Source organism: Pseudomonas fluorescens (assembly GCF_902498195.1).
In the GTDB taxonomy this organism is placed as follows: domain Bacteria; phylum Pseudomonadota; class Gammaproteobacteria; order Pseudomonadales; family Pseudomonadaceae; genus Aquipseudomonas; species Aquipseudomonas fluorescens_BU.
This window is the reverse complement of sequence record NZ_CABVIY010000001.1, coordinates 680,933-701,373: the sequence shown is the minus strand read 5'-3', so window position 1 is coordinate 701,373 and position 20,441 is coordinate 680,933. Positions and strand designations below refer to the sequence as shown.

The window sequence follows — 20,441 nt, the reverse complement described above, 5'->3', positions numbered from 1 at the left end:
CCACAGCCTTTGCCTGGCAGGCGCCCGTTCCCGACGCGGCGCGCTGCCTGACTGCGCCCGAAAAAAGGACCACGGACTACATGTACAACTACAACAACAATTACTACACCGCGACGATGAACGACACGACTGAGCGCGCGCCGCTGTCACGTCATGTCCAGGCCGATGTCTGCATCATCGGCGCTGGCCTGGCGGGGCTGAGTACCGCCTGGGAGCTGGTGTCGCGAGGCAAGTCCGTGGTGCTGCTCGAGGCAGGCCGCGTGGCCTGGGGTGCCTCCGGGCGCAACGGCGGCTTCGTCCTCCAGGGCTGGTCCGAAGGCTTGTCATCCATCGAGAGCCGCTGCGGCAAAGCGACCGCCGCCGCGCTGTTCAAACTGTCGCTCGAAGGCGTCGATACGGTGCGTGACATGATCGCCCGTCATCAATTGCCAGGCTGCTCGCCAACCCCTGGAAAGCTGAGCGTGGTCCGCTACGAGGATGGCGATAACCTCAAGCGCCTGCGTGACCGGATGGCGACGGATTTTGACTTCCACCTCGAGTATCTGGATCGCCACGCCGTGTGTGAAAAGCTCAAGACCGAGCGCTATTTCCAGGCGCTGCGCGACACCCATGGCTTTCACTTCCACCCCTTGAACTATTGCCTGGGCGTGGCCGGGCTCATCGAGCGCAGCGGCGGCACCATCCATGAGCATTCCCCCATGGTCCGGGTCGAGAGCCGCGACGGACGTCACCGGGTCATCACCGACCAGGGCAGTGTCGATTGCGCTCACGTGGTGTATTGCTGCGGCGGCTATGGCGGTCCGGAATTCGGCAAACTGCGCCGTGCCTTCCTGCCGATCGCGACCTACGCGGTGCTGACTGAACATCTGGGCGAGCGCCTGGCCGATACGGTCCGCACCACCGATGCGGTGGGCGACAATCGCCGGGCCTCGGACTACTACCGGATCGTCGAGGGTGACCGCCTGCTCTGGGGTGGCCGTATCACCACCCGCAACCTGCAGGATGAAAAGCGCCTGGGGCAGTTGCTGACCGACGATATTCTCGACGTCTACCCGCAATTGCGCGGCATCAGGATCGACAAGGCCTGGTCCGGGCTGATGGGCTACGCGCGGCACAAAATGCCCCACATCGGCCCGCTCGGCAAAGGGCTGTGGGCATGTACATCATTTGGTGGCCATGGTATGAACACCGCCCCTATTGGCGGTCGCGTGATCGCCGAGGCCCTATGCGGCGAGACCGATCGCTACCGTCTGTTCGATGCCTACGGCCTGGAATGGAATGGCGGCCCTCTCGGCCCGGCAGCGGCGCAAACGGTGTACGCCGGCCTGAAGATGATGGACAGGTTCCAGGAAACGCGTTCGCAACGCAGGGCGGCCCATAAAAACTGAATTCCACGAGATCAAGGACGTGTTCATGGATGCGCAGAATCCCGGCCCGTTGTTCAACCTGACCGACAAGGACCGGCAATTGCTTGGCCTGTTGCAGGCCAACGCACGCGAGCCCACCGCGTCGCTGGCACGCAAGCTCGAAGTCTCGCGCTCCTCGGTACAGGAGCGCATCGCCCGCCTGGAAAAGGCCGGCGTGATCACCGGGTACAGCGTGCGCATCGACCAGACCCGGCTGCAGCAGACCATCAACTGCTTCACCATGACCTCCTGTACCAACAAGAGCTACACCGACGTCATGACCTCGCTGCGCAAGATGGACTCGGTGCAGGCGGTGTATGCCGTCTCCGGTGAATCCGACTTCATCATTCATCTGGTCACGCCGACCCTGAGCGAACTCAACGCCGAACTCACCCGGATCAACATGATCAAGGGCGTGGCGCACACCGCCTCGCACATCGTGATGGAAACCAAATTCAGCCGGAAACTGACGGTGTGAAGACCGGTCGGTAACGACCGGTACTTTCAGCCGGGAGTGAGGCCTACTCAAGAACCCGTGGGTCGCGGCGGATTTCTTCGCGCGCCATGGCTTCCCAGAGGAACGGGAAGCCATTGGCATCGGTGCGCTCGCCGGTGGCGAGCACGACGCTGGCGGGCAACGGTGAGCCGCCGCCGAGGGTTTCCACATGCCAGGCCAGACGGCTGCGCCACTCCAGGGTGATGGCGCGCAAATGCGCCTGGCGAATCCCGTTGGCCACCACCAGCACCCCGTGGTTGGCGAGCAACGCCCACTTTTGCGCACCGAGCGCGTCGACCACGGCGCGGCCTCGCTCAGTGTCTTCGACCGTGCCCTGATACTCGTCATAGAGCACCGGGTCCGTATCGACCAGGGCCGACGTCTGGTCATAGATCGGTGGGACACGCCCAGCCGCCGACCACACGGAGCCCCACTGCGGATGGTTGTGGATGACCACGCCGACATCATGCCGGGCGGTGTGCACATCAATGTGCAGGTTGATGGCCGGGGTGATGTTCCACTGCCCCTCGATCACCTTGCCTTGCTGATCAAGGCGCACGATATCCGAGGCGCTTACTTCACCCCAGGTCAGTTCCCACGGGTTGGCCAGGTAAGTGCCGTCGTCCTGGCGGACGGTGATGTGGCCGGCGATGTGGTCGTTATAGCCCTCGCGATACAACACCCGGCACAGCAAAGCCACGCTCTGCCGGGGTGTCAATTCAGGCAGCAGGGCATGACGACCTGGCCTGGGCGCGTAGCGGGCCAGCAAATCCTTGTTCAGCGTATCCATCAACATGGCTGTTTCCTCTTGAGCGACTGGCTCGAATCAATGAATTAACCGTGGAAAGACCCGCGCGCGAAAACCGAAGTGCGCTGCATCCGTCGTTGGTGCGGTTGATAGTCCAGGATGGCGTTGTGGAGCACGCTGCGGTTGTCCCAGAGCACCATGTCGCCGACGCGCCAGCGATGGCGGAAACCGAATTGCACGTGTTGGCAATGCGCATGCAGGTAGGCAAGGATGGCGTCGCCCTCGGTGCTGGCCAGGCCGTCGATATGGGTGGTGTAGGTCGGGCTCAGGTACAGCGCCTTGCGACCTGTCAGCGGGTGTTGAATGACCAGCGGGTGCAGGTGCCGCCGGTTCGCTGTGATGACCTCGACATAGCGCTCGTGCGTGACGACGTTGTGGCGCAGCGCCGTGGTCATGGGGCCGTTCATGTCGTGCCAGGCGCTGAGGCCTTCGAGGTAGTGCTTCATGCGCTCGGACAGCGCGTCGTAAGCCGTGGTCATGCTGATCCAGCAGGTGTCCCCGCCACAGGGCGGCAGGATCTGGGCGTGGGTCATGGTGACAATCGGTGGGCTGGGCAGAAAGCTCTCGTCGTGATGCCACATATCCGCGCGATCGCCCAGTTTGGAGTCGATCACCGTGATCTGTTCAAAGCCCTCACCCAGGTTGGGATAGAAGGTGTGTACTTCCGGCTCGCCGAAATAGCGTGCGAGCGCCAGGTGTTGCTCGGGCTTGAGCCCCGGGACGTGCAGTACGACGGCTTCGTGCTTGACGAGTACCGCCTCGAGCGCCGCCAGGGTTTCTGGCAAAACGACTGAAGCCGGATCCAGATCAAGCACTTCGGCACCCAGGCTGGGGCCAAGGGGTCGGACGGTGAAAGATGAAGGCATGGGCAATCTCCCGGTAGGGTTGGAACATCCGAACTTGTGGGGCGCATCACTACGCATTCAGACGATGTCTGATCGACGAAAACGATCATACTCAGGTCGGGATGGCCGAGATATTCGCATTCGGAGAGCGACCATATCAGCCACTAACCAATTGATTTAATTGATAAATATCGGACATTCAGTGCAACGATCGATGTCGCACTCGGATTCCCATGACCAAGCGAGGCGATGAACCACGATGGGCCCCAAGTCTTCGCCGGAGCAGCTTCCCGCGTTACGCAAGCGTCCGACCCAGTCACGCTCTCGCGCCCTGGTCGATGCCGTGGAGCAGGCGTGCCTGCGGATTCTCGATGAGGCCGGAGAACACGCGCTGACCGTCGCCCGCATCGCGGACCTGTCAGGGGTCGCCGTCGGCTCGATCTACCAGTATTTCCCCAACAAGGACGCGATCGTTGCCTTGCTGTACGAGCGCGTTCTCGACGAGGAATCCGAGGAGTTGCTGAGGGTGCGCGAACGGCTGGTGGGCGTGCCATTGAAATCGGCACTGCGCGATATCCTGGCCAACATCATTCGTGTCGAAACCCGGCTGTTCAAATTGAACAAGGCCTTTCACTTGCGTTACCACTCCGCCCTTCACCTGGGCATGTGGCGCGGGCCCTACCACACGACCGGTGAATTCATCGAAGCGACCTGGCTGCCGCTCCTGCACCTGTATGCGCACGAGATCACCACGCAGCACCCTGCCCTGGCGGCATATCTGCTCGGGCAGGGATTGCGCAGTGTCATCCGCTCGGTATTGCAGGACATGCCGGCGCAACTGGAACAGCCGGCCCTGCTCGACAGCCTGGTCGCCATGGCCCTGGGTTGCCTGCGCCCCTGCGCATTCGATTGACAGGCGCCCCATCCAGCCAGGGCCCGCCGCGAACACACACCGATGCTCATACTGAAACGGACAGATTTATTTGTGCGAACAGGGATAGATCGGGTAAGAACGTCCATCCACTCCCCGCCCCTGCGCCAGGTCTACTTATGCCGCTGAGCTTTCATAAAATGCACGCCAATGGCGATGATTTCGTTATCGTGGACTCGCGACACACGCCCAATCCAGTCACAAGCCAACTGGCTCGGCGAATGGGAGATCGCAACAGAGGCATCGGCTTCAATCAACTCGCGGTGGTGCTCGATTGCGATGATGCAGATGCGCGCTTGATGTTCTGGAATGCAGATGGCTCTCCGCTCGACGCTTGCGGCAGCGCAACGCGTGGGGCCGCGGACAGGCTGATGCGCGAATCCAATATGACGTCGGTCGTCCTGCGAACCAACCGTGGCCTGCTGACTTGCCAACGAACTTCGACCGGCGCCATTTCCGTCAACATGGGAAAGCCGCTGTTCGACTGGTCGGAGATTCCTCTGGCCCTGGCAATGGAAACGTCAGTGTTACCCCTTGCCGGGGACCCGGCAGCGTGCAGCATGGGAAATCCGCACTGCACCTATTTTGTGGAAGACCTGAAAAGGGCTGAGATAGCGACCATTGGACCCGCCATTGAAACCAACCCCCTGTTTCCCCGCAGGACCAACGTGCACTTCGTCCAGATCATTGACCGGGCGCACATCCGGTTGCGTATCTGGGAGCGCGGAGGGGGTATTCCATTGGGTTCAGGTTCCTGCTGTTGTGGCGCCGCGGTTAACGGCATTCGACGGGGCTTGCTGGACCCTTGCGTTGAGGTTGAATGTGACGGCGGAGCTGTCACGGTTCAGTGGGATGGCGAGGGGCCCGTCTTTCTCACCGGGCCGGTGGAGACGATTTTTTCGGGAACGATCGGGGATGCTTTGTTGAAAGCTTGAGCCGGGACAGGCGGCAATCAGCTGGGGATTCAATCGGCACATAGAACCTTGTGGCCGGCAACGAACGCAGCAAACGTTTTCATTTTCCGTTCCCGGCCCTTCAATTGACCTTGTTCAATTGCGGTAACTGCCATTTGCCCGACAGCACATCCTGCGAAGGCTGGTACAGGCGCAATAGCACGTAGAACCCGCCTTCAGGTGCCGGCAGCCAATTGGCGGCATTCTCGCCCTGGGGTTTTCCATGGGATATGGGGATGGTGATCGAGCCGTCGGCGGCGACTTTCAATCCCGGTGTATCGGTGCCGACCTTGTAGCGACCGATCTCATTGTCGACCAGCATCTTGTCGCTGGCGTCGTACATGGTCAGCGACCAGAAGGCGTTCACCGGCGGCGCCGAAGCCAGTTTGACCTGGTACTGATGGGCGCCCGTCAGCGGTTGGTTTTGGCTGTCGGTGAAGCGGATCGGATACATCGCTTCCTGTTCACCCTGGCCGCCGAGATACGGCCCGGCCACCATGGCGCGCAGCGGGTAGTTGTAGCCGAAACTGTCGAGGCCGGTCACCCAGTTCCAGCCGTTGCGAATCGACGAGGTGCTGGCCAGCGACGCAATCGCCACGTAGGGCGCATCTTTCAAGCCTTCTTCCAGGCCCTTGCGCGTGGCTGGATTCAGCTTGTCGGCGGAAAAGCCCTTGTCTGTCAGGCCGATACGGGCGAACTGGGCAAACAGTGCTGCGTCAGCAGGTTTGACCGGATTGTCCTTGAGCGCCGCCGCCAGCTCTGTGAAGAAACCGAGCGGGTCATCACCCGTTTGCGGTAATGCGGGCAACATCTGATCGGTATGCGCTTTGCCGCTCAATGGCTCGACACTGAACTGTTTTTGCAGTGCCAGGATCGGCGCGACATCTTCGCCCTGCTTGACGTGGATGCGCCCCCACAGCCAGATCTTTTGGGTCGAGACATCGAGGCGCTTGGCGTCTTTGGGCAGATCGCCCTTCCAGCCCGGCGGCACCAGCACGAACTTGCCGGCCTTGGTACCGGTGGTACGCCGCCCGACGTAGTGTTCAAGTTCCTGCCACATGTTGAATACATCGACCACGTAATAACGGTCGTGGGTGTCGGGCACGGTCAACACGTAGGGCTCGGTGAGGTCCAGCACCGCGCTCATGTAGTACGTGTCATTGTTGGCGGTGGGCATGTCCTTGGCGGACGGTGACGCCAGCGAAGTCGCCCAGCCGATCCGGTTCAGCCCTGCGCGATAGCTGGTATCGGGCTTGGGCGACGCAACCGTGGTGTATTCACGCGCCACCCGCTCCATGCGAACCAATGGATAGCCCCAGTTGTACGCCGAGATTGCCAGGCTGTAACCATCGGCCCGCATACCCTTTTCCACCACATCGGGTGTTGCGGGTGTGGTCAGCAATACATCCGGCGTGCTGGCTTGCGCGTGCGTTGTGCTGCCGAGTGCCACACACAGCGGCAGCACACACACCAACAATTTGCGTGATGAAGTCATCGCGAGCGTCCTTTCAAGAAAGAGTGCGACAGGTACAACCCGTCATGAGCACCGGCCTTGTACAGAATGTCTGCAAGAACCCTAGGCACAGGGTTCGCCTGCGTCAAACGGCCCCGGACCAGCTGTCTTGTGCCTTGGCTGCGAGCCTCGACGAAGGCATCCTCCAGGCGATCAACCCCGCCTGCGCCGCTGCGATGGGGCATCCCGGCAATCAATGTCTATGCTTTGACCTGGGTGCAAAACACGCCCACCGGTCCCCCATAGCGCTGTTCTACCTGCCGATGAAGGAAAAACAGGCCCATGAAACCGATCCCCGCCCTTGCCGTTGTTGCCCTCGCCTCGATCTTGGCCGCGATCGGCTTTACCGCCCGTGCAGCCGAAGTGCCGTTGGGCAGCCATTCCATGGAGGGTCACCTCGTCACGCGGGTGCTGGCCGTTGATCCGGCCAATCATCAGGTGACCATAGAAGACGCCAACAAAAACCCGGTATCCCTCCAGCTCACGGAAAAAGCCAGGACCCTGAACACACTGAAGGTGGGCGAAAAGGTCGATATCCATGTTGTCCGCTCGGTCGCCTATGTGCTCGACACGAATGTCGACGCTGCGCCAGGGATCAGCAACGAATCAGTGACTGTCCGCGCCACCCAGGACAATCCCGATCCGGGCGGTGAGGCGGTTCGAAAGGTCAAGGTCACGTCCAGGATCACGCGCATTGACTTGAAAAAGCATGAAGTGACCTTGCTTCCGCCGGAAGGCGAACTGACCGTCCTCAAGGTCGAAGACCCGCAGCTTCAGGCCCGAATGAAGAAGCTCCAGGTGGGTCAGACCATCAATGCCATCTACACCGAGGTCATGAAGATCGACATCTCGCGTTAAGGGGGCCTGACAAGCAAAGACCCATGAAAAAGGCAACTGCGGACGCTTCGCCATGACAGATTTGTTGAATGCTATCGCGCTTGGATTGCTGGCGTTACTGCCACTGACCAACCCGCCTACAACAGTGGCTTTGTTTATCGCCCTGAGCAAAGGCCTGACCCAGAAAGAAAAAAACCAACAGGCGCTGGCCACTTCGTTCTATGTTTTTCTCATCATGGCACTGACCTATTACATCGGTGAGTTCGTGATGGACGCTTTCAACATCTCCATTCCGGGCTTGAGAATGGCAGGCGGCGGCATTCTCATCATCATGGGCTTGAAGATGCTCTTCCCGCCGCCTGCCCAGGCTTCTGCCGCCGCCAACAGCGCAAAGGAACAGGCCAATTTCGCCTTCATTCCGCTGGCCATGCCCAGTACCGCGGGGCCCGGCACCATCGCGATGATCATCAGCTCCTCGGCGACCATTAAGCACAGCACGTTATTTCCGGCCTGGGTGCTATTGACCGCGCCGCCGTTAATCTTCTTGTTCACGGCGATTATTCTCTGGATCTGCCTGCGCAGCTCAGGGTTAATCATGAAAATAACCGGGGAGTCAGGCATTGATGCGATATCGCGCCTGATGGGCTTTTTACTGGTCTGCATGGGTGCGCAGTTCGCCATCAACGGGTCGGTGGAAATAGTACAAACCCTCATTGACAAAAACGTTCATCTACTCGGACCTCAGTAGTTCTATCTGCAGGCTACGGGCAGCTTGAACGTGAGGGTCTGCTACCCTTAGTGAGTCATCGAAGTCGGCTGTTTTCACTCCCTGTAACTGATCCCGGCCTTCTCAAGCCAGCCTGACCACATGAGGTGGGGCGATGCGCAATTCTCTACTTTACGCAGTGTCCGTTGTACTGGCCCTCAGTGGATTTTCTTGCCTGGCGCAGTCGCCGCAGGCACCCGCCAATGCTGCCGACACTGCGCCCCTGGTGGCACCGGCCAAAGATGCGGTGTTTACCCAGGAACAGCTGGATCAGATGCTGGCGCCCATTGCGCTCTACCCGGACCCGCTGTTGGCACAGGTGCTGATGGCCAGCACCTACCCCGGGGAAATCGCCGAGGCGGTCACCTGGTCCAAGGCCCATCCGGACGCCAAGGGCGATGAGGCGGTCAAACAAGTGTCGAGCCAGACCTGGGACCCGAGCGTACAGGCGCTGGTCGCGTTCCCGCAGGTCCTGGCAACGCTCGGACAGGACCCCGTCTGGGTGCAGCGCCTGGGCGATGCCTTCCTGGCGCAACCCGACGATGTCATGAACGGCGTGCAGCGCTTGCGTCATCAGGCGCAGGCAGCAGGCAACCTGCAGAGCAACCAATACCAGAACGTGACGGTTCAGACCGCACCGGCACCGGCGCCGGCACCCGCTGCCCAGGCCCCTGCCCCTGCCAGCAGCTCCACCACCATCGTCATCGAGCCTGCCGACCCGCAGGTGGTGTACGTCCCCACTTACAATCCGACCACGACCTATGGCACCTGGGCCTACCCTGCTTCGCCGCCCGTTTACTATCCACCGCCCCCGGCGTATTACCCCGGATCGGCCTTGATGGCCGGGCTGGCGTTCGGGACCGGCGTGGCGATCGTCGCCTCGTTGTGGGGTGACTGTGACTGGGGCAACAACGACATCGACATCGACGTCGACCGCTACAACAACATCAATCGCAACACCCAGATCAACCGGAACCAGAACAAGTGGCAGCACAACTCCATTCATCGAGATGGCGTTCCCTATCGAGACAACAGGAGCCGTCAGCAATACGGCCGACAACTGGACGGCGCCAACCAACGTGAAGCATTTCGCGGGGATAATGCCCAGCGCGCCCAGGCGCGTGAAAAGGCCCGCAGCTCAATGGACAGGCACGGTATCGAACGGCCGGCCACCACCAATCGCCAGGCCCGTGATCAAGCACGCAGAGCGCAGTCTGCACCCTCGGTCGGCAATCGCATGCAAGCCGGGGCAGACAGACCGAAGGCGTCCGACAGGAGCCAAGGCGCGGGCAGGAATATCCGGGACAATCAGCAGCCCAGACACCAGACCGCCCAGACGGGACAGCGCCGCCAGGAATTTTCCCAGGCACGCCAGGGAACGCAAAAACGGCCGGCCGCCAGCCCGGGCAGTGCCCGCAACAACGCATTCGCTGGCGCTCGTTCACCTTCGCAGACCAGCATGCAAGCCGCCCGCGGCCGGGCCAGCCAGGCATCCGCCCAACGCCCGAATTTCGAGCGATCTGCCGGTCGTCAGATCAGCAGGCCGTCGGCGCCCCCCATGCGACAACGAGGGGGGGGCCGGCGTTGAATATCCATCTTCGAGTGAAGTTACCCATGGACTTGCTCCCTCATGTCCTGGCAATCATCGTCGGCCTGGCAGGGTCATGCATGGCCATGGCACAGCAAGCCTTTCCAACCCCGGAAAAGGCCGCTCATGCGTTCGTCGAAGCACTGGGAACGGAACGCGCCGACCAGGCACGCCTGACAGAGTTGCTGGGCGAAGACTGGCGCAGTTACATACCGCGAGGCGGCGTGCAGCGCAGTGACGTGGATGCGTTTTTGAAGCTGTACCGCGAGCAACATCAAATCGAAAGACCCAGCAAGCACAAGGCAGTGCTGGCGGTCGGCAGTGACCACTGGACACTGCCGATCCCCATGATCAAAGCCAAAAACGGTTGGCGTTTCGACATCAAGGCCGGCAGCGCCGAAATCCGTACGCGGCGAATCGGCAGCAACGAACTGGCCGCCGTGCAATCGGTGCTGACCTATCACGACGCCCAGATGGACTATGCGTCCGTAGACCGTGACGGTGACGGCGCTCTCGAATACGCGCAGAAAATCTTCAGCACTCCCGGCCAGCACGACGGGCTGTATTGGGCAGACGATGACAGTGGCCAGATCAGCCCCTTGGGCCCCCTGTTCGGCTCAGCCAAAGCGGGCGAAGACTGGCACGGTTATCACTTTCGCATCCTCAAGGGACAAGGCCCCTCGGCACCTGGCGGCGCCTACAGCTACCTCATCGGCGACAAGATGAGCCGTGGCTTTGCCCTCATCGCCTGGCCGGCGAAATACGATGACACCGGGGTGATGAGTTTCATGATCAGCCATGAGGGCCAGGTGTTTGAAAAAGACCTGGGACCCGAGGGATCTAAACTGGCGCAGTCGATGAAGCTGTTTGATCCCGATGACAGCTGGCAGGAGGTCACCGAAGATCAGACGCCGTAAGCGTTGCCTTGATTTCGCTAGCACGTCGTCAAAGCCAGGCTTTACCGCTCATCTGCACAGTCAGCAATCGGGCGTGGATTCAACCGGTCGATGCAACACCGTGTAAGAAGAAGCCGTGCACATCGCCCCATCATTGATTACCCAGTGTAATAACTGAAAATCAATTCAGGGACTCTATCACTGTCTACTCTAGTAATAAGATGGCTCCATCATCCTTCCTGCTGGAGCCTCCCGTGAAAAAAACCATTATTGCCGCCCTGCTCGCCGCTGCCGCCAACTATGCCAACGCCGGCACGGTATTGATCGTACTGTCGGATCAGGCTCAACTGGACCTGAAAGACGGCAAGGTCATGCAAACAGGGTTCTTCCTGAACGAATTGATGCAACCGGTGCAGACCTTCATCGCGGCGGGTCAAACCGTCGTATTTGCCACCCCTAGCGGCAAGGCGCCCACCGCGGACCAGAAATCCAATGATGTGAGCTTCTGGGGCGGCGATGAAAAGGCCCGTCAGGAAAGTCTCGCGCTGCTGGACACCCTGAAGCTGACCTCGAAGAGCGGCTCGCCGGCAATCAGCTTCGCGCAGGTCCAGAAAATCGGCTACGACAAGTTCGATGCCGTCTTCGTGCCTGGCGGCCATATCCCGATGCAGGATCTGCTGAAGGACAAGCAACTGGGCCAACTGCTGACCCACTTCCATGAAAACGGCAAGGTCACCGGCTTCACCTGCCATGGCACCATCGCCATGTTGTCGGCGATCCCCGACGCGCACGGTTTTGTCTCCGCGCTGGAATCGGGCAAACAGCCGGCAGCGCCAGCCAACTGGATTTACAAGGGCTACAAAGTCACCGCCTTCACCGACGCGGAAGAAGAGCAGGCCAAAGGTTTCCTCGGCGGCGGCCATATGAAACTGTTCCCGCAGGATGGCCTGACGGCCGCCGGTGCCAACTTCTCCGAAGCCAAGCCATGGAGCGAGAACGTGATCGAAGACCGCGAAGTCATTTCCGGCCAGAACCCACAGTCGGCCAAGGCAGTCGCCGTGGCCATGCTGGCGAAACTGAAGTAATCCCGGGCGGCCGCGCCAGGCGAGCCGGGCCTCAGGTGCTGCGGGTCAATCTGCTTTGGCTCCAGCACCACCGTCTATGCCAACGACGTTATCTCTGGATAGAGGGCCTTGTACAAAATACCGGCTGGGTCAAAAAAGCTCGACCGGGCGCTCCTGCCTTCCTGAACGTCGTATGGCCTAACGCCCAGGCAAAACACCAGAAAACCCTTCGTGGCTAAATGCCCATGAGCACTTCGATGTCGCCTGTGCGCCAGACGTTGTCGACCGTTACCCGCTCAATACCCCATCCCTCACCGAGCCTCACCAGATCGACCTCGTAGCGGTTCTTCATGAGGTAGTGGCGTGCAGGATCGTTCCTCAGCACATGTTGTGCCTCAACCAGCGCATCCAGATGCGCCTTGTCACCCTCAATGCTCACTCGGGGATTGCTGACCGAATGGGTGGTATCGACATGCCCCAGGGCACTGGACAAGGCAGCAACGATGACGTCTCGCCCTTCAAGTACAGGATATTCAAAGCCGGCCTTTGCTGCGGCAGGCCTGAAGTCGGAAACCGCATCCTGCGTAAAGGCAGAAGCGAGAAGTGCGTTGTCACGCAGATCGATTCCTGCGGCAAAGCGGTAGAGGGTTTCAACGACCGCGAGCTGATCGGCGGCGTCTGTCTGGCGTGTAGATGACATGGGTAACTCCGGATAGGTAGAAACCCAATGGTATATTGTGTATACCTAATATCAATTACGCACTTTGAAGTCATCAGGTATACCCGAGGAAACCCCATGCGTGAAACTGCCGATAAGTCCGCAGCGAAGATCGATCCGGCCTCTGCGGATCGGGGCGTGGATTGCTCCAGCCGCTTCCTGCTCGACCAGATCGCGGACAAGTGGTCGGTGCTGATACTCGCAGCACTGTGCAAGAAGCCACTGAGATTCAATGAGCTCAAACGATGCCTGGACGGGATCACCCAAAAAGCCTTGACCCAAGCCCTTCGTCGTCTTGAACGCAACGGCATTTTGGCGAGGCGCGTCATCCCCTCCTCGCAGGTGGCGGTTGAATACAGCATCACCCCGCTGGGCAGGACGCTCGAACACCCTTTTAACGCCTTGTATCTCTGGACACTCGATCACCTGGAAGCGGTGATGAAGGCCCAAGCCGATTTCGACGCCCGGGCAATCGAGGCGGAACAGGTTTAACCGCCGATGCGGCCCGGCCAGGCACACGCTTGCGTGCGCCTGGGGTTCAAGCAGTCGTGTCAGTAACCCACACCGCGAACACCGCCAGCAGCGCGGATGGATTCGCCGGTCACCCAGTGCGAATCCCCAGATGCCAGAAACACAGCCAACGGTGCGATGTCTTCAGGCTCTCCGAACCGCCCCAGCGGGGTTCCAGCAAGAAGTGTCTCACCCAGGGCGCCGGCGAAATTTCCGTCCGTGGCCGGTGTGTTCGTGTGCCCTGGCAGGATCGAGTTGACCCTGATGCCACGCACGCCCAGCTCCCTGGCCAGTGCAAAGGTCAAGGTGTCGACCGCACCCTTGGTCGCCGAGTACACGCTCGAAGCCAAATAGGGATCGGTGCTGAGGATCGAGCTGATGTTGATGATGCTGCCGTTGCGCCCCAGCAGTTTGACGGCTTCACGGACCGCGAGCAGATAGCCCAGCACATTCAGATTGAATTGCGTGTGGAAGGCCTCTTCGGTCAGGTCATCGATCATCTGGAACACCGCGACACCGGCATTATTGACCAGCACATCCAGGGTGCCGTACTTCGTGCGGACCGTTTCAAACAAGCGCACAACATCAGCCGCCTGGCTCATGTCTGCCTGTACGGCAAAGGCTGAGCCGCCGTCTTCCGTGATGTGGGCAACCACGGCATCCGCATCGGCCTTGCTGGAGGCGTAGTTGACAACGACTGTCGCGCCCTGCGCGGCCAGAGCCTTGGCGATCCCGGCGCCTATGCCTTTCGACGCACCCGTTACAACCGCTATTTTTCCTTCGAGTTTCATGTCTTGCCCTTTTGGAGTTGCCTGAAAGAAGACTTCGTTGCGATCGGGTCGTGAACAACCGCCATGCAACGAGCGAGTGTCATCAGTATTCGGGCATCGAGGGCGCGGACGTTTGCCGGTTACTCGCACATGCTTGCCTATTCTTCTCGGTTGGCTTGCTAAGCCCTGGGATATGGCTCACGGTGGGAAGCATGGAAAAACCAATGGCAGAACTGCGCAGCCTCGTGATGCGTGCACAAGACAAGTGGACCGATACCGGATTGCCCCGTGTTGAGATGGTCCGCGCCGAGGCCTGTGCGGATCAGGTCTATCAGCCCATGCTGCATCTGGTGCTACAGGGCACCAAGACCCTGTCGATAGGGGAAGATGTTTCGAGGTACTCGGCAGGTAGTTATTTTCTGGTGCCTGTCGATGTACCCGCCACGGGGCAGATTCACTCCGATGCAGCGGATCAGCCCTATCTAGCGGTCAGCCTGACACTGGCCCCCGAGGTGATCGCGACCCTGCTGATGGACGAAGGCAAGGGGCCAGGGGCGTCGCAGAACTCGTGTTTCGAAGGTGTTCTCGCACCCGCCGAGATGATTGACGCATGGTTACGCATGATGCGGCTCATGGATCGCCCGCATGAGGCTGGGGTGCTGGCGCCGATGATCGAGCGCGAGATCCTGTTCCGCGCGTTGCAGGGGCCGCTGGGTGGCATTCTTCGTGACATCGCGCGACCGGATGGCCGGATGACGCAGATCCGCCGTGTCACGCAGTGGATTCGCGAGCACTACACCGAGCCTTTTCGCGTCGAGCCGCTCGCGCTCATGTCAGGCATGAGCGTTGCGGCCTTCTACCGGCACTTCAAATCGGTAACGGCGATGACGCCGATTCAATATCAAAAGCGCCTGCGCTTGCTGAGGGCTCGCTGGTTGCTGTTGTTCGATACGCTGGACGCGACGTCCATCGCCTATGCCGTAGGGTATGAAAGCGCTTCGCAATTCAACCGGGAGTACGCGCGGTTGTTCGGCCTGCCACCGGCGCGGGACGCGGCGAGATTCCGCTCGCCCGTCCCCGCACGAGAACCCGTAACAACCGCTTGAGCAAACCGCTCCGGCCTTAGAAATCGGTGATTTCTGTCCCGGCAATGCTTTCGGCAAACCCACCGCCGAAGACCCTGGACGGGGTGGCAAAGCCCGGCTGCCGCTCACCGGTCAATACGCGGCGCGCAGCTTCCACGGCCGCCAGTGGCGTGTAGGAGTAGCCGTTCACGGTTTCGATCATTGACCGTGCGATTGCGCCATCTGCCCCTGTGACCTCAACCACGGCACGTGCCCGATGAGCATCACGCTCCTCTGGCGTCGGACCATCAGGCAATTGCGACAGATCCCCTCCTGGAAATGCGTCGCCCGCGATATGCACGAACATCGCGATATTCGGGATGCCGGTCGAATGCCAGCCCGTCACCAGATCACCGAAAGACAGCGGCGCGCAAAGGACCGGGCCCTCGCCGAAGTCGAATTGACGAGGGGTCGCATCGGGTGTTGCGACCAGTTCGCCATCGACCCTCGCCAGCACGCCTGCGCCAATGATTTCACTGACACTCATGGCCGAGCCTCGGGACATCGAGCCTGGAACCTGAAGCGCGATGCTCAGCGCGCGGGGTTTTTCGACACGCTTGGCGACATGCACCGCCAGCGAGTCGGTAGGCACGACATCCCAACCGACACCCGGCAACAACATGACCCGGTGTACAGCCGCGTCAGCGCCCAGCCGCTCGGCCAGCCGGTAAACGTTGATCTCGGCGGTGATGTCCAGATAGTCGACACCCGCCTTGATGCAGGCACGCATCAAGGCCTCTGCCGTGTGCGCGAACGGCCCCGCGACATTGAGCAATACCGAGATGCCAGATAACGAGCCCTGGGCATCCGCTGCGGTATCGAACACGCGAAACGGCACGTCCAGATGCGCTGCGAGTGTCGCCAGTCCCGAGTGATTGCGCCCGGCGATTTCGAAGTTCAGACCGAGCGCTTTCGCCCGCGATGCTGCCATGCGACCGGTATAGCCCGTGGCGCCATAAATCAGAAGTGTGCTCATTGGGCGTGCTGCCATTTTTTATAGACGAATTCGAGGCTGTACCCATCCGGGTCCAGCACATTGGCGGCGTAGTAATCAGGGTCGTAGTGCAAACGCGCGCCGGGCGCGCCATTGTCGACGGCGCCCTGATCCATGGCAGCGGCATAGGCGGCGTCCACTTCAGCCTTGCTTTTGGCGACAAAACCTAGGTGAACGGCGCGCCCTTCGACGACCCCTTCACGCAGCCAGAAGAACATCCGGCCATGGGCACCAAAGCCTTTCAGGTCAGGATGACCCGGCGGGCCGTCCTTGCCGTCGTAGTCCAGGCGCGCGGTGATGCCCAACGGGATCAGGGCCGCTTCGTAGAATTGGATGGACCGTGCGATATCGCTCACGGACAAAAAAACATGATCCAGCATGGCAAAATCCTCGTTTATGGTCAGATGGTGTAGCCGCCGGCGACTTCGAGGGTCTGGGCATTGATCCAGGCGCCCTCCTCCGACAGCAACATGGCGATGACGCGCGCGACGTCTTGCGGCTCGCCGACGCTGCCGAGCGCTGTCTGCGCCGCCAGCATCGCCTCGAACTCATCGCTCAGCCCGCCACCCAATTCGGTCCGGATGGCGCCGGGCGAAACAGCGTTGGCCCGTATGCGCCGCTCGCCAAATTCCTTGGCCATGTAGCGGGTGAGCACTTCGAGCCCGCCCTTGAATGCCGCATAAGGGGCGACGCCCGCTGTAGCAACGCGGGTCGTGGCACTGGTCACGTTGACGATACTGGCGTTTTCCGCCAGCAGCGGCAGCAGTGCCTGGGTGAGGAAGAACGGTCCTTTGAGATGTACATTCAACAGGCCATCGAATTGCGCCTCGGTGACGGTTGCCAGGGAATTGAACAGCCCGTAGCCCGCGTTGTTGACCAGTCCGCCCAGCGTGGCGGTGTCCCAGGTTTCCCGTAAGGTCAATACCACCGACTGGCGAAACGCCTCAAAACTACCCACGTCAGCTACATCGAGCTTGAGCGCTACCGCCTTGCCGCCCGCGTGTTCAATGCGTGCAACGACCGTAGCGGCGGCGTGCGGGCTGGCGTTATAGGTGAGGATGACTCCCATTCCTCGCCGGGCGATATGTTCGGCGGTACTGGCACCGATCCCGCGACTGCCACCGGTAATGACGATTACGCTCATGCGCTATTCCTCTGAGGTTCAAATGTCGACCCAGCGTACTCATCGCCCCAGCCCGGCCCCCACCCGTTCCTGCTCGAAACCTGCCTGTTTCTGCTTTTCGCTTGCAGGGCGTCAGCATCTACCCTCAGCATGCGCGGCATGGACAATCAACTGAACGAACTCAGGTCGCTCGCGGCCAAGGCTGAAAATCGCCGTACCGAAACGGGCATCCCTCGCGTGGCCATGGTGCAGGGCAAAATCCCCGAGCACCTGCTGGCGGCGGTGTATGACCCGATGATCAACGTGATTCTGCAAGGCAGCAAAAGCATGACCGTGGGGGATCGGACGCTTCGGTATGACCCTGCGACCTATTTCGTCATGTCCATTGATTTGCCCGCGGTGGGGTCTGTGCACCCGAGCGTATCGGGAGAGCCTTACCTGGCTGTCAGCCTGACGCTTGATCCGACAGTGTTGTCGACGCTATTTGCTGACCTGCCAAAACCTCTCGGGCGCATTGAAAACAACCTCGGGTTTTCAGTAGCGCCAGTCACCTGCGAGCTGATGGATGCGTGGGTGCGAATGCTGCGACTGATGGGCGACCCGGACGCCATCGCCGCCCTGGCCCCGGTTTACGAGCGAGAAATCATCTTCCGCGTACTCCAGGGGCCCCTTGGCTGGATGTTGCGGGAAATCGCAGTGCCGGATAGCGCGATGGCCCGGATCAACATGGCGATCCAATGGATCCGCCGTGATTTCGCGCAGTCCATTGGCGTGGAGCGCCTGGCGGAACGAGCCTCCATGAGCGTCTCGGCGTTCCATCGCCACTTCAAGGCAGTCACCAATCTGAGCCCGTTGCAGTATCAGAAACGGATTCGCCTGCTCCAGGCCAGAACACTGATGGTCGCCAATGCCAAGAGCGTCATGGCTGCTGCCTTCGAGGTCGGCTATGAAAGCGCGACCCAATTCAGTCGGGATTATGCACGCGTGTTTGGGCTTCCTCCCTCGCAGGATGCCGGCAGGATCCTCGACCAGACGAAGGCCATCGCAAGCGAGTGAGAGGATGGACTGGCTGGATCGAATTGCAGGCCCTTGTGACGGGCAGCTATCGGCTGTGGATTCAACCGGTTGATGCAGCACCACTCAATTCTGTGGCGCGGTTGCCCACCAGCCTTTAACTGACCTGGCAAAACCTGCACAATTGCCGGCTTTTTGCGCGACAGGACGTCCCCATGCAACGGATTGTAATTCTAGGCAATGCCGGTAGCGGCAAATCTACCCTTGCCCGCGCCTTGGGCAAGCGCCTCGGTCTGCCCGTGGTGCATCTGGACACCCTGTTTTGGGAGCCCGGCTGGATCGAGCCCGACGCCGGGCAGTTTCGCGCACGCGTCAGCGAAGCGATCGCCGCGGATGCCTGGATCTGTGAAGGCAACTATGCCCGGCGCACATTCGACCTGCGCCTGCCCCGTGCCGACCTGATCATCTGGCTCGATACCCCGCGGCTCACCTGTTTCACCCGGGTGATCATGCGCAGCCTGATGAACCGCCCTCGCGCGGACCTTCCGGCAGGCTGTACCGAGAAGCTCGACCGGGCGTTCCTGACCTTCCTGAACTTCGTATGGCGTTTCGATCGTGGCTACCGCCCGGGTATCGAGGCCGTGCGTCAAGCCATTGGCCCGCGTATTCCTACGGTGCACTTGCGAAACAGGCGGCAGATTGGCGCATTTCTGCACAGCTTGCCCGCGACACCCCCTCCACAACTGCGCGCCAACTGAGAGCATTGCCGTGTCCAGTCATCGACCTGATGCTGCCCGCCGCCCGACAGAAGTCGCCATTGACTCCCGGGCAATCTTGTCATTTGCCAAGGCTTAGGGCAGGGTCGATACCACTGAGATTTCTGCCAAAGGAGTCACCCATGTCAAAGCTATATCCCAGTATCGATCCCGAGGGGCTGGTCGAGTACTCCGTGGTCTACACCGACCGCTCGCTCAACCACATGTCGCAGTCATTTCAAGGCGTGATGAAGAACATTTCCACGACCCTGAAACAGGTCTACAACGCCCAGGCCGTGGCGGTGGTCCCGGGCAGCGGCACATTCGGCATGGAAGCGGTGGCGCGACAGTTTGCCACCGGCCAGCAATGCCTGGTGATACGCAACGGCTGGTTCAGTTATCGCTGGAGCCAGATCCTTGAGATGGGCAACATCCCGGCGGCCACCACGGTGCTCAAGGCCCGACCGGTCGACACCGGTCGCCAGGCCGCCTACGCCCCCCCTCCCCTGGACGAAGTGCTGGCAGCCATTGCGGCGCACAAGCCGCAGATTGTCTTCGCCCCCCACGTTGAAACCTCATCCGGGATCATCCTGCCCGACGAGTACCTGCGGGCCGTCGGCGACGCCGTGCATGCCGTGGGTGGCCTGTTCGTGCTGGACTGCATCGCCTCGGGCACGCTTTGGGTGGATATGCACGCATGCGCCGTCGACCTGCTGATCAGCGCACCGCAGAAAGGCTGGAGCGCCTCCCCTTGCTGCGCGCTGGTGATGTTCAGTGCTTTGGCCCTCGAGCGCATCGAACAGACGCAAAGCAGCAGCTTCGCCTGCGACCTGAAAAAGTGGCTTCAGATCATGCAGGTCTACGAACAGGGCGGCCATGCCTACCATGCGACCATGCCCAGCGATTCCCTCGCGCGATTCAACGAAGTGATGAAAGAGACGCAAGCCTACGGTTTCGACAAGGTCCGCGACGAACAACAGGCGCTGGGCGATCGGGTGCGCGCCATGTTGACCGGCAAAGGCATCAAGAGCGTGGCCGCCGCCGGCTTTCAGGCCCCCGGCGTCGTGGTGAGCTACACCGACGATGCCGACATCAAGAACGGCAAGAAATTTGCCAGCCACGGCCTGCAGATCGCCGCCGGAGTGCCGTTGCAATGCGACGAGCCGGCCGACTTCCAGACCTTTCGCATCGGTCTGTTCGGACTGGAAAAGCTGCACAATATCGAGCGAACGGTCAGCACCCTTGAGCAGGCGCTGGACGAGGTGATGGCTAACTGAGCCCTCGATGGCGACCGGTTGCTCGTCGATTGATGGCCAGGTTGACGGTGCCC

22 protein-coding genes are annotated in these 20,441 nt (G+C 60.8%); 14 read left to right on the top strand and 8 right to left on the bottom strand.

The genetic code is table 11. The features are described 5' to 3' along the window. Positions 1-80: 80 nt before the first annotated feature. Positions 81-1,388, top strand: coding sequence for an NAD(P)/FAD-dependent oxidoreductase (locus tag F8N66_RS03330; RefSeq protein WP_150768808.1), 1,308 nt, complete (start codon positions 81-83; stop codon positions 1,386-1,388). 25 nt (positions 1,389-1,413) lie between these two features. Then, positions 1,414-1,884 (top strand): Lrp/AsnC family transcriptional regulator, encoded by a 471-nt coding sequence (locus F8N66_RS03325; protein ID WP_150768807.1) that lies wholly within the window; start codon positions 1,414-1,416, stop codon positions 1,882-1,884. Between the two features lie 43 nt (positions 1,885-1,927). Here the strand turns inward: F8N66_RS03325 and F8N66_RS03320 are convergent, their stop codons facing one another. Together F8N66_RS03320 and F8N66_RS03315 are read right to left on the bottom strand one after the other, a co-directional pair. Beyond that, complete coding sequence (locus F8N66_RS03320) at positions 1,928-2,698, bottom strand: class II aldolase/adducin family protein (protein ID WP_150768806.1); 771 nt, start codon at positions 2,696-2,698, stop codon at positions 1,928-1,930. A 38-nt stretch (positions 2,699-2,736) separates the two neighbouring features. After that, positions 2,737-3,576, bottom strand: coding sequence for a TauD/TfdA dioxygenase family protein (locus F8N66_RS03315; RefSeq protein WP_150768805.1), 840 nt, complete (start codon positions 3,574-3,576; stop codon positions 2,737-2,739). A gap of 238 nt (positions 3,577-3,814) precedes the next feature. Between F8N66_RS03315 and F8N66_RS03310 the strand changes: the two genes are divergently transcribed. Beyond that, complete coding sequence (locus F8N66_RS03310; RefSeq protein WP_150768804.1) at positions 3,815-4,468, top strand: TetR/AcrR family transcriptional regulator; 654 nt, start codon at positions 3,815-3,817, stop codon at positions 4,466-4,468. 137 nt (positions 4,469-4,605) lie between these two features. Continuing rightward, positions 4,606-5,421: a diaminopimelate epimerase gene (dapF, locus tag F8N66_RS03305; RefSeq protein ID WP_150768803.1), complete on the top strand. Its 816-nt coding sequence runs from the start codon at positions 4,606-4,608 to the stop codon at positions 5,419-5,421. Between the two features lie 100 nt (positions 5,422-5,521). On the opposite strand, the gene F8N66_RS03300 is transcribed toward dapF, so the two are convergent. Beyond that, complete coding sequence (locus tag F8N66_RS03300; RefSeq protein WP_150768802.1) at positions 5,522-6,934, bottom strand: DUF1254 domain-containing protein; 1,413 nt, start codon at positions 6,932-6,934, stop codon at positions 5,522-5,524. Positions 6,935-7,234: 300 nt separating this feature from the next. Here F8N66_RS03300 and F8N66_RS03295 point away from each other — a divergent pair, with 300 nt between their 5' ends. From F8N66_RS03295 to F8N66_RS03275, 5 genes are all read left to right on the top strand, one after another. Next, positions 7,235-7,810 (top strand): hypothetical protein, encoded by a 576-nt coding sequence (locus F8N66_RS03295; RefSeq protein WP_150768801.1) that lies wholly within the window; start codon positions 7,235-7,237, stop codon positions 7,808-7,810. 52 nt (positions 7,811-7,862) lie between these two features. Then, complete coding sequence (locus F8N66_RS03290) at positions 7,863-8,537, top strand: MarC family NAAT transporter (RefSeq protein ID WP_150768800.1); 675 nt, start codon at positions 7,863-7,865, stop codon at positions 8,535-8,537. 133 nt (positions 8,538-8,670) lie between these two features. After that, positions 8,671-10,143 (top strand): DUF3300 domain-containing protein, encoded by a 1,473-nt coding sequence (locus F8N66_RS03285; protein WP_150768799.1) that lies wholly within the window; start codon positions 8,671-8,673, stop codon positions 10,141-10,143. A 26-nt stretch (positions 10,144-10,169) separates the two neighbouring features. Beyond that, complete coding sequence (locus F8N66_RS03280) at positions 10,170-11,060, top strand: DUF2950 domain-containing protein (protein ID WP_150768798.1); 891 nt, start codon at positions 10,170-10,172, stop codon at positions 11,058-11,060. A gap of 233 nt (positions 11,061-11,293) precedes the next feature. Beyond that, positions 11,294-12,124, top strand: a complete 831-nt coding sequence (locus F8N66_RS03275; protein WP_150768797.1) for a type 1 glutamine amidotransferase domain-containing protein — start codon at positions 11,294-11,296, stop codon at positions 12,122-12,124. A gap of 214 nt (positions 12,125-12,338) precedes the next feature. Here F8N66_RS03275 and F8N66_RS03270 read toward each other — a convergent pair whose 3' ends face one another. Next, the gene (locus F8N66_RS03270) at positions 12,339-12,803 is read right to left on the bottom strand and encodes a nuclear transport factor 2 family protein (protein WP_150768796.1); all 465 of its coding nucleotides are present in this window, start codon (positions 12,801-12,803) and stop codon (positions 12,339-12,341) included. Between the two features lie 96 nt (positions 12,804-12,899). On the opposite strand from F8N66_RS03270, the gene F8N66_RS03265 reads away from it, so the two are divergent. Next, positions 12,900-13,313: a winged helix-turn-helix transcriptional regulator gene (locus F8N66_RS03265; protein WP_150768795.1), complete on the top strand. Its 414-nt coding sequence runs from the start codon at positions 12,900-12,902 to the stop codon at positions 13,311-13,313. Between the two features lie 59 nt (positions 13,314-13,372). On the opposite strand, the gene F8N66_RS03260 is transcribed toward F8N66_RS03265, so the two are convergent. Further along, positions 13,373-14,122: an SDR family oxidoreductase gene (locus F8N66_RS03260; protein ID WP_150768794.1), complete on the bottom strand. Its 750-nt coding sequence runs from the start codon at positions 14,120-14,122 to the stop codon at positions 13,373-13,375. A 203-nt stretch (positions 14,123-14,325) separates the two neighbouring features. Here F8N66_RS03260 and F8N66_RS03255 point away from each other — a divergent pair, with 203 nt between their 5' ends. Continuing rightward, complete coding sequence (locus tag F8N66_RS03255) at positions 14,326-15,207, top strand: AraC family transcriptional regulator (RefSeq protein WP_191622885.1); 882 nt, start codon at positions 14,326-14,328, stop codon at positions 15,205-15,207. Between the two features lie 16 nt (positions 15,208-15,223). Here F8N66_RS03255 and F8N66_RS03250 read toward each other — a convergent pair whose 3' ends face one another. Genes F8N66_RS03250 through F8N66_RS03240 form a run of 3 tightly spaced genes read right to left on the bottom strand, consistent with a single transcriptional unit; the run spans position 15,224 to position 17,363 of the window. Next, a complete protein-coding gene (locus F8N66_RS03250) occupies positions 15,224-16,201 on the bottom strand; it encodes a saccharopine dehydrogenase family protein (protein WP_150768792.1) in 978 nt (325 codons plus the stop codon). Continuing rightward, a complete protein-coding gene (locus F8N66_RS03245; protein WP_150768791.1) occupies positions 16,198-16,599 on the bottom strand; it encodes a VOC family protein in 402 nt (133 codons plus the stop codon). Before F8N66_RS03245 ends, F8N66_RS03250 begins: the two co-directional genes overlap by 4 nt. Positions 16,600-16,619: 20 nt before the next feature. Continuing rightward, a complete protein-coding gene (locus F8N66_RS03240; protein WP_150768790.1) occupies positions 16,620-17,363 on the bottom strand; it encodes an SDR family NAD(P)-dependent oxidoreductase in 744 nt (247 codons plus the stop codon). Positions 17,364-17,501: 138 nt separating this feature from the next. On the opposite strand from F8N66_RS03240, the gene F8N66_RS03235 reads away from it, so the two are divergent. The 3 genes from F8N66_RS03235 (at position 17,502) to F8N66_RS03225 (ending at position 20,388) form a co-directional block, all read left to right on the top strand. Further along, positions 17,502-18,398: an AraC family transcriptional regulator gene (locus tag F8N66_RS03235; protein WP_150768789.1), complete on the top strand. Its 897-nt coding sequence runs from the start codon at positions 17,502-17,504 to the stop codon at positions 18,396-18,398. Between the two features lie 173 nt (positions 18,399-18,571). After that, entirely contained in the window at positions 18,572-19,114 is a 543-nt protein-coding gene (locus F8N66_RS03230; RefSeq protein ID WP_150768788.1) for an AAA family ATPase, read from the top strand. A 140-nt stretch (positions 19,115-19,254) separates the two neighbouring features. Further along, on the top strand, positions 19,255-20,388 hold the full coding sequence (locus tag F8N66_RS03225) for an aminotransferase class V-fold PLP-dependent enzyme (protein ID WP_150768787.1): 1,134 nt from the start codon (positions 19,255-19,257) through the stop codon (positions 20,386-20,388). The last annotated feature ends 53 nt before the right edge of the window (positions 20,389-20,441 follow it).